Below are 10,982 nucleotides of genomic sequence, written 5' to 3' on the forward strand. Positions count from 1 at the left end.
GGTTAGCTAATCACGGTCGGACATCGTGAGGTTAGTGCAAAGGCATAAGCTAGCTTGACTGCGAGAGTGACGGCTCGAGCAGGTGCGAAAGCAGGTCTTAGTGATCCGGTGGTTCTGAATGGAAGGGCCATCGCTCAACGGATAAAAGGTACTCCGGGGATAACAGGCTGATACCGCCCAAGAGTTCATATCGACGGCGGTGTTTGGCACCTCGATGTCGGCTCATCACATCCTGGGGCTGAAGTAGGTCCCAAGGGTATGGCTGTTCGCCATTTAAAGTGGTACGCGAGCTGGGTTTAGAACGTCGTGAGACAGTTCGGTCCCTATCTGCCGTGGGCGCTGGAGAATTGAGGGGGGCTGCTCCTAGTACGAGAGGACCGGAGTGGACGCATCACTGGTGTTCGGGTTGTCATGCCAATGGCATTGCCCGGTAGCTAAATGCGGAAAAGATAAGCGCTGAAAGCATCTAAGCGCGAAACTTGCCCCGAGATGAGTTCTCCCTGACCCTTTAAGGGTCCTGAAGGAACGTTGAAGACTACGACGTTGATAGGCTGGGTGTGTAAGCGTAGCGATACGTTGAGCTAACCAGTACTAATGAACCGTGAGGCTTAACCTTACAACACCGAAGGTGTTTTGGTTGAGAGACCAGAGATTGATTTTCAGCTTGAACCGAGATTTTAGTTGATGGTTACGTGAATAACGTAACGGTTAACGATACAGAATATGCCTGGCGGCAGTAGCGCGGTGGTCCCACCTGACCCCATGCCGAACTCAGAAGTGAAACGCCGTAGCGCCGATGGTAGTGTGGGGTCTCCCCATGCGAGAGTAGGGAACTGCCAGGCTCCAAATAGTCAGAAAGGCCACCTTAACAGGTGGCCTTTTTGCGTTGTGAGAGTGACAACATTGTCGGGAACAATGTTGAACGGCGCCTGCGCCGGCCCCGGAGGGGCGAGTATCAGGATGAGACGAGTAAAAGCCCTGTACTGATGTACAGGGCTTTTTGCTGTCTGCAATTTACGAAAACCACTCTCATTTCCTCGACATAATCCTCTGCAGAATACGATGCCATGCAGTTTAATCCACTATTTTAAATTGCTAAATTCCACTGATTTACTATCCCCGCATGTAAACCTTACATCCGTTAAGCGATACAGACCACAGATCACACCTCTGATACTCGCATGGAGCAGATCCGGTACATACTTATTGTTGGTAAAAGATAAAAGATGCAATGCCGATAGGGCATTGCGGGTACGGTTATCGGAACTGAGAAACACGACAAGCGGGTTAACTCATGGCTAAAAATACTATCTGTCTTTGGTTTGATCATGATGCGGAAGACGCTGCTCATTTTTATGCTGCAACCTTTCCAGACAGCAGCGTTGGTGCCGTCATTCCTGCCCCTGGAGACTATCCAGATGGCAAGGCTGGCGACTCAATAGTTGTCGAATTTGTCGTCGCGGGTGTTTCATGCATCGGCCTCAACGGCGGGCCGCATTTCAAACATAGTGAAGCTTTTTCCTTTCAGATCGCCACCGACGATCAGGCTGAAACGGACCGCTACTGGAACGCAATTGTCAGCAACGGCGGCCAGGAAAGCGACTGCGGCTGGTGCAAGGATAAATGGGGTGTTAGCTGGCAAATTACCCCTCGCGTACTGACTGAAGCCCTTGCTACGGGTGGAGACACCGCCAGGCGTGCGTTTGGAGCGATGATGTCGATGAAGAAAATAGATGTTGCTACTATCGAAGCGGCAATTCTTGGTTGATGAACTGTTACGCTCTGGGTTTAAGTCCAGAGCGTAGCAGTTGTCTGGTCGCCATAACATGGTAAAGCCCGGCCCTAAATCTCCCGCAACAACCGAGCCGGGTTGCCTGCATAAATCCCCGGCTTAAGAATATCCTTCGTGACCACACTTCCAGCACCTATCACCGTACCGCTACAGATAAATTCTGTCAGGATCGTACTTCCACTGCCCACGATCACGTTGTCGCCAAGATGAATACTGATCCAGCTTTCGGGATCTGGATTGAGTTTGCCGGAACGGAAAAGATCGTTGGCAAACGTCACATTGTGGCCAATAAAGCAGTTTTTGCCGGTTGTGACTTTCTCGCAAAGAAATGAATGTGACTGGATCCGGGTTCCTGCGCCAATAACACAATGTCTTTGAATTTCCACGAAAGGGCCCACAAAGACGTCATCGTGCAGGGTGCATTCGTAGATATTTAGTGGTTCGCATACCGTTACTTTTTCACTGGCTATCACATTCCTGATGCCGCTTTTCAATATTTTCATTTTTCTCCCATAGCTTCCAGGTCGCCCATTTTGTGAGTTACTTCAAGCCTTCGATTCTCAACCTGCTACTTTCCAAAAACCAGCACTGATAGCTCATAAAACAATCAATAACAGGCGGATACTGAATTCAGATAAAGCATATGGCCCTTCATTAGAAATAAGCTAACCACAGGAATATGCTGATGAATAAAGAGTTACAGGCAGTGAAGAATTTCGATTTTCTGGCGAGTAGTTTTGCTCGTATGCATGCACTTGGGCAAGCTGTCGATATTCGAGCCGTGACCGGCAATATGGATATGGAGCAAAAGGCCTGGTTTCTAGGGCGTTATGAGTATTATTGCCAGCAAGCGACTCTTGAGTTGGAACACTAATCGGCATGGGCCCTTCGGGCCCATTTCTTCTTTCTGGGCCCCGATCCTATTCCCATCTCCTGACTATCCTTCCCTACATTTGATCTAAAAACATAAAAGCATTAGCGATAATTTTTAATTCTTTTATCTAATCACCTCCATTGGAAATACTGCTCCCATCATCGATACAGGAGCACTCCCCATGGCAAAACGACATTCTCTCTGGCTGGCAACACTTGCTCTTATTGCAACGCCAGTATTCGCGGTAGATGTGACCGTCGCGTACCAAACTTCTGCGGAACCAGCCAAGGTCGCGCAGGCAGACAACACTTTTGCCAAAGACAGCGGTGCAAAAGTTGAATGGCGCAAATTCGACAGCGGTGCGAGTGTGGTCCGAGCGCTGGCGTCGGGTGATGTGCAAATTGGCAATATCGGTTCCAGCCCGCTGGCTGTGGCGGCAAGCCAGAATGTGCCTATCGAAGTCTTCTTGCTCGCTTCGCAATTGGGTAACTCCGAAGCGTTGGTTGTGAAGAAAGGTATCTCAAGTCCGAAAGATCTCATCGGCAAGCGCATTGCCGTACCGTTTATCTCCACTACGCATTACAGCCTGCTGGCGGCTCTGAAACATTGGGGAATTAAGCCCGGTCAGGTAGAAATTCTTAACCTTCAGCCTCCGGCGATTATTGCGGCCTGGCAGCGCGGCGACATTGACGGCGCTTATGTTTGGGCACCTGCGGTCAACGAGCTGGAGAAAGATGGGACGGTGTTGACCGACTCCGCACAAGTGGGCAAATGGGGCGCGCCAACGCTGGATGTTTGGGTAGTGCGTAAAGATTTCGCCCAACAGCATCCTGAAGTGGTGGAAGCCTTTGCTAAAAGCGCTCTCGCTGCGCAGAAAAGCTATATCGACAACCCGGACGTTTGGCTAAAACAGCCGGATAACCTGAGCAAGCTGTCACGTCTGAGTGGTGTACCTGAAAGCGATGTTCCGGTGCTGGTGAAGGGTAATACCTACCTCACCGCTAACCAACAAACTGAGCAGCTTAGCGGCCCAGTAAACAAAGCGATTGTTGATACAGCCCAGTTCCTTAAAGCGCAAGGGAAAGTCCCGTCCGTGGAAACGGATTACAGCCAGTTTGTCACCGACCGCTTCGTGAAAACGCTGGCGCAGTAAGGAGTTAGCCATGTTACAGGTTTCGCATTTAAGCGCAGATTATGACGGTAAAACAGTTCTTAACGATATTAATCTGACCGTGGATGAGGGCGAGTTACTGGTGGTTCTCGGCCCATCCGGCTGCGGGAAAACCACGTTGCTGAACCTGATAGCTGGCTTTGTTCCTTATCACTCCGGCAGCATCACCCTTGCGGGCAAACAGGTCACAGGGCCGGGCGCTGAGCGCGGCGTGGTGTTTCAGAATGAAGGGCTGCTGCCGTGGCGTTCGGTACTGGATAACGTCTCGTTTGGCTTACAACTCGCCGGGAAACCAAAGCAGGAACGTGAAGACATCGCGCTCGATATGTTGCGCAAAGTGGGGCTCGAAGATAAAGCAAAACGCGCCATCTGGCAGCTCTCCGGCGGGCAGCGCCAGCGTGTGGGAATTGCGCGCGCACTGGCAACTCGCCCGCAACTTTTACTGCTCGATGAGCCTTTTGGTGCACTTGATGCCTTCACCCGCGAGCAAATGCAAACCTTGCTGCTCAAACTTTGGCATGAAAGCCGCCGCCAGGTGTTGTTGATTACGCATGACATTGAAGAAGCCGTGTTTCTGGCAACTGAGTTGGTGCTGCTTTCTCCAGGGCCTGGGCGCGTGCTGGAACGTCTTCCGCTCGATTTTGGCCGCCGCTTCACCGCAGGCGAGCCGTGCCGCAGTATTAAATCCGACCCGGAATTTATCGCGAAACGTGAATATGTATTGAGCCGAGTGTTTGAGCAACGTGAGGGCTTCCTATGAGCATCGTTATTCAGGATAAAGCTCGCCGTAAACGGCTGGCGTTGCGCTGGCCATTCTCGCGCCAGATTACGTTAAGCCTCACGACGATCACGAGCATCATTTTGCTGTGGTGGTGGGTGGCGGCGCAGCAGTGGATAAGCCCGCTGTTTTTACCACCGCCAGGCCAGGTATTGATGAAGCTGATTAGCATCGCCGGGCCGCAGGGATTTATGGATGCCACACTCTGGCAGCACCTCGCTGCCAGTTTGTTGAGGATACTCACCGCGCTGTTAGCCGCAGTACTCATTGGTATTCCGGTTGGCATTGCTATGGGGCTAAGCCCGACGGTACGCGGTATTCTTGATCCACTGATTGAGCTTTATCGCCCGGTACCACCGCTGGCTTATTTACCGCTAATGGTGATTTGGTTTGGAATTGGGGAGACCTCGAAGATCTTACTGATTTACCTGGCGATTTTCGCCCCAGTTGCGATGTCGACCATGGCGGGAGTGCGCAGCGCAAAACAGGTGCGCATTCGTGCTGCGAAGGCGTTGGGAGCGTCACGCGCTCAGATAGTCTGGCATGTGATTTTGCCCGGAGCATTGCCGGAAATCCTGACCGGATTCCGCATTGGGCTTGGCGTAGGTTGGTCAACACTGGTTGCAGCAGAGCTTATCGCCGCCACGCGCGGGTTGGGCTTTATGGTGCAGTCAGCCGGTGAGTTTCTGGCAACCGATGTCGTACTTGCGGGTATCGGCGTAATTGCGGTTATCGCATTTTGTTTAGAGCTGGGTTTGCGTGCCTTACAGCGCCGCTTAACCCCATGGCATGGAGAAGGGCAATGAGTGAAAAAGTGAATGTTTTGCCGTTGGGGCCGTACATTGGTGCACAGGTTAGTGGCGTGACGCTGAGTCGGGGATTGACCGACAACCAGTTCGAGCAGCTTTACCACGCGCTGATCCGCCATCAGGTTTTGTTCCTGCGTGACCAGTCGATTACTCCTGCACAGCAGCGCGCGTTGGCACAGCGGTTTGGCGATCTGCACATCCACCCGGTTTATCCACATGCGGAAGGCGTAGAGGAGATTATTGTGCTGGATACGCACAACGATAACCCGCCTGATAACGATAACTGGCACACCGATGTGACCTTTATCGAAACGCCGCCAGCCGGTGCAATATTGGCAGCAAAACAGCTTCCGGAATTCGGCGGTGATACATTATGGACCAGTGGAATTGCAGCATTCGAGGCACTTTCAGAACCGTTCAAGCGCTTGCTCTCAGGGCTGAAGGCGGAACACGATTTCCGCAAATCATTCCCGGAATATAAACATCTCCGTAGTGAGGAAGAGCATCAGCGCTGGCGCGAGGCGGTCGTTAAGAATCCACCGTTGTTGCATCCAGTGGTTCGTACCCATCCGGTAAGCGGCAAGCAGGCGCTGTTTGTTAACGAGGGTTTCACCACGCGGATTGTTGACCTCTCACAAAAAGAGAGCGATGCGCTGCTTGCCTTCCTGTTTGCCCATATTACGAAGCCGGAGTTCCAGGTTCGCTGGCGCTGGCAGGAAAACGACATCGCTATCTGGGATAACCGTGTTACGCAGCATTATGCGAATGCTGATTATCTCCCCGCTCGTCGCATCATGCATCGTGCAACGATTTTGGGAGACAAGCCTTTCTGGCGAGGGTGATGAGATGTTGGTGGGTGGAGCTGGCGCTTACCCACCCAATGATTCAATGAGTTGCCCGCCGGGTAGCAAGGCGCCACCCGACACAATTACTTAGCTCGTACTTTTGCGGCTACCAGCAAAGCGGTGAGCAACATCAAACTCCCTGACAACACCAGCGGCGAAATTATGCCGAGATTATCCAGAGCCAACCCGCCAATTGCGGCGCCACAGGTATTTGCTAACTGGATCACCGCAACTTGAATAGAGCCCGCCTTCTCAGCTTGATCCGCTAGTGAGCGGGTGATCCACGTAGACCAGCCGACGGGGATCAGAGCAAAGGCAAAGCCCCAGATAATGGCAACTGCTGATGCGACGATTTTATCGCTTCCCCATAACACCAGAACCAAAGCGCTCAGCGCCAGAATCAGCGGCGCACAGGTGAGAGACAACTTGAGTGAACGCTTGAGGAAAACCGCAGAAAGCGATGTGCCGACAAAACTCGCAATGCCAAAACTCAACAGCACCAGCGTCAGGCCGTCGACATCAAAGCCTGCAAGCGTCATATATACCGGGCGAATATAAGTGAAGAAGGCAAACTGCCCTGCAAATGTCATAAATATTGCTGTCATGCCGGCCAGTACTCCTGGGCGTTTAAGCAGGCCAAACATGTTTTGCTTATGCTGCGTTGATTCACCTGGCAGCGGTGGCAAAGCTTTCCACACCCATATAATACAAGCCACACCCATTAATGCCGCGCCATTAAAGACATTACGCCAGCCAATAATGCCGCCTAAGAAGCTACCAAGCGGGGCGGCGATAACCAGTGCGATAGAGACAGCTCCGAAGATAACCGAGAGTGCTTTTGGCACTGTACGAGCTGGAACCAACCGCATGGTTAAAGAGGCCGACATTGCCCAGAAGCCGCCGAGCGCAATCCCCAGACAGGCGCGCCCAATCAGCAACATGGTGAAGTTTTCAGCAAAGGAAACCAGCAGGCAGGAAAGCGTAAGCAGCACAGAGAAAAGGATGACTACATAGCGTCTGTCGGTTGAGCGAATAATGCTGGTCACAAACAGGCTTGCGAACATTGCCACAAAAGCCGTGACGGTAACGGATTGTCCGGCAACACCTTCTGAGATTCCCAGATCTTGCGCCATTGGCGTCAGCAAGCTTACTGGCAAGAACTCCACGGTAATCAGGCAGGCTACGCAAAACGCCACTGCAAATACCGCTGACCAGTTAGGCCTGGATACGGCCTTCGGCTCGTTCATCCTTTCAATATGCTCACTCATTTATCTACCCGCCGCTACTTCCAATAAAGCCGCGTAGTGTAGCACTGTAAGTGTGATGCATTTAACGTTTTGGCAACTTTCCCGAGATGTTCTAGAAATCAAGTTCCAGGGCAAAGCACAGATAAGCCATCAATTGAGCGCAATGCTGGAACTGCTCGGTGCAAAAATTGATGGCATCAGGCTTGCACAGCTCCTCAAAATCGATATTTTTCACCGCGATAAAATCTTTGCGTTTTAATTCAGCTAATAATGGGTGAGTCTTATCGTAGCCTTTTGGCGGGCGACTTAAGCTATCGCCATCCATGATAAACCCCTGGCTTTGTAGCGCCTGTAACGCCTTTTGATATGCGTTGGGGTTCTCATCAATGCATTGGCGAATAGCACTCAGGGCTTTTGATTCGGGGTGCCAAATTCCGGCGGCAATAAAGCAACCTTCAGGGGCGATATGGAGATAGAGTCCTGGTGCATGAACGTCTTTGCCCTGGAAATGACGGAACTGAATTCCGACATTGGTTTTGTAGGGCGTTTTATCTTTGCTGAAACGGCTATCTCGCTGTGGGCGCATAAGACTGCCGCCGACTTTTTTCGGCACGGCAGTGAGCTTCGATGAAATGGCAAGAATACCGGGCTGCATTTGCTCGATAAACCGCAGGGCAGGGGTGCGCACACTATTTTCGTATTCATCCTGGTGTTCTTTAAACCAGTCCCGGGAGTTGTTTTGCGCGAGCTTGTTCAGGAATTGCAGACTCGCCGGGCTAAAAGGTGCTTTTGACAATACTGGAGTAGTGGGCGTTGTAGATGTTTGATTCGCCATTTTCGTTGAACCCTTATCAGTATTTATAGTAAGTACCAGCGGTAGTAAGCGAGATAATTCATCCACGCCCGCTCAGAGATTGTTAAAGATGGTATCAAGTCTGCCATCTTCCGGCGACAGGTTCTGTTCGCGAACGTGGGTTGTTACAAACAGGCATGAAAAACAGCAGTAGCCAGCGGTGCTACTGCTTTACGAATTGCGACATCTACTATTCCGCGTAATCAAAATTTCTTTAATTGGTATGGACAATATAGTTAATGTAATTGTATGGAAGCTTTGTTATATCCTGGATCTTTCGAATTCCAAGCTTTTTGAATACACTGCGTTGATGAGCATAAGCTGTTTTTACAGCAATATTTAACCTTGAGCTAATAAAATCAACCCGCCCTCCATTCATTGTTAACATTAGCACTTCTTTTTCTGACGCAGTTATCCGCGGGAGCAGTACATCCTTATTGCTCACTGGCTTGATTAAATTTATCGCCTGCAATAAATCAAACATATGAAAATTTCGAGCAATAGTTGAAAATCTAAATATACTACTTATCTTCCAACCGAAATTATTCTTTACAATTATAACTGAAGCATTACTTAGATTGAGTTCCATTAACATCGAAAAATTCATGTTTGAATATTCTGATGCGACGATAAAAATATCCCCGGGCTTACTCAATCGGGACACAATGTAATTACTTTTGTTTTGAATGCTGAGTTTTACACATTGGCAGTCAGTTCTCGACGCAAGAGTGTGTGCGATACCATTATATAAATAATTATTCTCCGTCAAAACATATATTTTCATAGGCTCCCTCTATATACAATTTATAAACCACAGGCAATTAGCGGGCATCCATTTAATAGCCATGTCAATTTTTTAAGTCAGGTGTGTTACTGGTTTTATATATTTATTTTCTTTTTGTTGTTTTCTTTTCCTGTGGTGGCGCTTTTTCTGTTTCTACTGGGGTTGCTGGTGCTGTTGAAGCAATGATCTTTACAGGTGAAAAATATTCTTTTCCCAATATCTTTCCATTGCCTAGCCAGACCACTCCTCGTGACACAAGTACTGGTCCTGTCGGTGTAATTTGCAATTCTCTGCCCTGGTTATCAGCCACGCTGACCGTAGTTTTAGTGATAGTTCCCGGGCTGTATTTTGCTGTATCAGTGGTATACAGAACTTTCACTAGTCTCAAATACTCCGGAGCATAGTTATAAACAGTTCTCACCACGCTACGCTGGTAATCATCCCAGGTTGAATTACTCTCACTGGGTAGATTGCCTGCGATGACTGCATATAACTGTGCTGTCGCCTGTGCCATCGACATTTTAATGCGCATATCACTGGCAAATTTTGCTGGGTTCAGTGTTGTTTCAATAACACCTTTCGCATTCTTATTTTTATCATAAAAATATGAATTATCAGTCGGTTGAGAAAGTGTTGTAGCAACATAAGTTGCGCATGCATAAGCCTGTGCAGGCTGGTTACCATTTACCAATAGCGAGTTTAAAGAGCCCTGTAGTGGAATAGTACGAACATCAATATTACTCCTCGCCAATAACTCATTTACGTCCTCCTGCGTTTTATCACCGCGCGCTAAGTCGCAGATTTGCTTCATAATAAAATCATCACGCTTTCCGTTGGCAGCATTCATATTATTTAATGCGTCAACAATGAGATTATATGCAGGAACATTGATGGATTTAACATTCAGATCCGATGCTGCCGCAAACACATGACAACTTGTCAGGAATAAAAGACCGCCTGCGGCGGTCTTGATTAGATTTTTCACACTGATGACCTTATTTACCTGTACGAATAGCAACTACATCAATAGTCATGCGACGGTTAGGTGCCAGACATTCAATAACAGTTGGTGATTTCTTACCCGGGCAAATAACACGAGGAGCAGAATCACCCAGACCTTGTGTTTCGATAATTGAAGCTGGGATACCTTTCTCAGTTAGCATTTTCTTAACAGACTCAGCTCGGGCCAGAGACAGTTGCATATTTTTTACTGAGTTGCCGATACGGTCGGTATAACCGGATATCAAGACATGTTTACCATTTAAATCTTCTGCCTTGAGATCTGCAGCCAGGTCATTAACTTGGGAAACGCCCGAAGCACTTAGTTCAGGGCTGCCAAAAGAAAATAAGCCTTCCGCACTTAGTTCTTTATGCATTGTATTTGTCACGACTTTTACCACAGGTTTATTCAACTTTGACAAACAGTCGTCAGGTGAAAAGAAGAAGCTTTGCGCCTTCATGTTGGAATCAAATAAAACCTTATACTGGCAAGTTAATACCGAGTTATCAGGCTTTGTGAAATGGAAAATATAATCCCACTCTTTCACACGAAATACACCTTCATCAAAATGTGGGGTGCCAATAAGCTCGTAAACTTCAGCCTTGCTCAGGCCCGGTCGCATTTGCTTTAAGTTATCAAGGTTTACGAAACTACCTTCGCTTCTTACTGCATGAGATGCGTCAGGGAATATAGGGCTATTTGTTTTACCTTGTGAATCTACATTGCTTACAGAGCGCGTACAGGCAGAAAGTAATACAACACCACTGACAATAAGAGCCAGTTTTGCATATTTAGCGTATTTCATTTTTTATCTCATATTAATTTTGGC

12 protein-coding genes and 2 rRNA genes are annotated in these 10,982 nt (G+C 48.8%); 8 read left to right on the plus strand and 6 right to left on the minus strand.

Annotated elements, in window-relative coordinates; translation table 11 throughout:
- The 3 genes from IX31_RS17810 to IX31_RS17820 all read left to right on the plus strand — a co-directional run.
- A 23S ribosomal RNA gene (locus IX31_RS17810) occupies window positions 1-616 on the plus strand; the annotation flags it as partial.
- A 110-nt stretch (window positions 617-726) separates the two neighbouring features.
- Window positions 727-842 (plus strand): 5S ribosomal RNA (gene rrf / locus IX31_RS17815).
- Between the two features lie 452 nt (window positions 843-1,294).
- Window positions 1,295-1,768, plus strand: coding sequence for a VOC family protein (locus IX31_RS17820; RefSeq protein WP_034460784.1), 474 nt, complete (start codon window positions 1,295-1,297; stop codon window positions 1,766-1,768).
- 74 nt (window positions 1,769-1,842) lie between these two features.
- Here IX31_RS17820 and IX31_RS17825 read toward each other — a convergent pair whose 3' ends face one another.
- A complete protein-coding gene (locus IX31_RS17825) occupies window positions 1,843-2,295 on the minus strand; it encodes an acyltransferase (RefSeq protein WP_034460785.1) in 453 nt (150 codons plus the stop codon).
- A gap of 182 nt (window positions 2,296-2,477) precedes the next feature.
- Here IX31_RS17825 and IX31_RS17830 point away from each other — a divergent pair, with 182 nt between their 5' ends.
- The 5 genes from IX31_RS17830 (at window position 2,478) to tauD (ending at window position 6,266) form a co-directional block, all read left to right on the plus strand.
- The gene (locus IX31_RS17830; RefSeq protein ID WP_034460786.1) at window positions 2,478-2,666 is read left to right on the plus strand and encodes a hypothetical protein; all 189 of its coding nucleotides are present in this window, start codon (window positions 2,478-2,480) and stop codon (window positions 2,664-2,666) included.
- A gap of 181 nt (window positions 2,667-2,847) precedes the next feature.
- A complete protein-coding gene (gene tauA / locus IX31_RS17835) occupies window positions 2,848-3,819 on the plus strand; it encodes a taurine ABC transporter substrate-binding protein (RefSeq protein WP_034460787.1) in 972 nt (323 codons plus the stop codon).
- A 10-nt stretch (window positions 3,820-3,829) separates the two neighbouring features.
- Complete coding sequence (gene tauB / locus IX31_RS17840; RefSeq protein ID WP_034460788.1) at window positions 3,830-4,597, plus strand: taurine ABC transporter ATP-binding subunit; 768 nt, start codon at window positions 3,830-3,832, stop codon at window positions 4,595-4,597.
- Window positions 4,594-5,421 carry a taurine ABC transporter permease TauC gene (gene tauC, locus IX31_RS17845; RefSeq protein ID WP_034460789.1) on the plus strand — a complete coding sequence of 276 codons (828 nt, stop codon included), beginning with the start codon at window positions 4,594-4,596 and terminating at the stop codon, window positions 5,419-5,421. Before tauB ends, tauC begins: the two co-directional genes overlap by 4 nt.
- Window positions 5,418-6,266 (plus strand): taurine dioxygenase, encoded by an 849-nt coding sequence (gene tauD, locus IX31_RS17850; protein WP_034460790.1) that lies wholly within the window; start codon window positions 5,418-5,420, stop codon window positions 6,264-6,266. Before tauC ends, tauD begins: the two co-directional genes overlap by 4 nt.
- 86 nt (window positions 6,267-6,352) lie before the next feature.
- Here the strand turns inward: tauD and nepI are convergent, their stop codons facing one another.
- From nepI to IX31_RS17875, 5 genes are all read right to left on the minus strand, one after another.
- Window positions 6,353-7,537 (minus strand): purine ribonucleoside efflux pump NepI, encoded by a 1,185-nt coding sequence (gene nepI, locus IX31_RS17855; RefSeq protein ID WP_034460791.1) that lies wholly within the window; start codon window positions 7,535-7,537, stop codon window positions 6,353-6,355.
- 91 nt (window positions 7,538-7,628) lie between these two features.
- Window positions 7,629-8,351, minus strand: coding sequence for a DUF2461 domain-containing protein (locus IX31_RS17860; protein WP_034460792.1), 723 nt, complete (start codon window positions 8,349-8,351; stop codon window positions 7,629-7,631).
- Between the two features lie 232 nt (window positions 8,352-8,583).
- Window positions 8,584-8,964 carry a helix-turn-helix transcriptional regulator gene (locus tag IX31_RS17865; protein WP_157837385.1) on the minus strand — a complete coding sequence of 127 codons (381 nt, stop codon included), beginning with the start codon at window positions 8,962-8,964 and terminating at the stop codon, window positions 8,584-8,586.
- A 292-nt stretch (window positions 8,965-9,256) separates the two neighbouring features.
- A complete protein-coding gene (locus IX31_RS17870; protein WP_157837386.1) occupies window positions 9,257-10,138 on the minus strand; it encodes a hypothetical protein in 882 nt (293 codons plus the stop codon).
- 10 nt (window positions 10,139-10,148) lie between these two features.
- On the minus strand, window positions 10,149-10,958 hold the full coding sequence (locus IX31_RS17875) for an OmpA family protein (protein WP_034460795.1): 810 nt from the start codon (window positions 10,956-10,958) through the stop codon (window positions 10,149-10,151).
- Window positions 10,959-10,982: the final 24 nt, after the last annotated feature.

The organism is Buttiauxella noackiae (assembly GCF_000737905.1).
Lineage (GTDB): Bacteria > Pseudomonadota > Gammaproteobacteria > Enterobacterales > Enterobacteriaceae > Buttiauxella > Buttiauxella noackiae.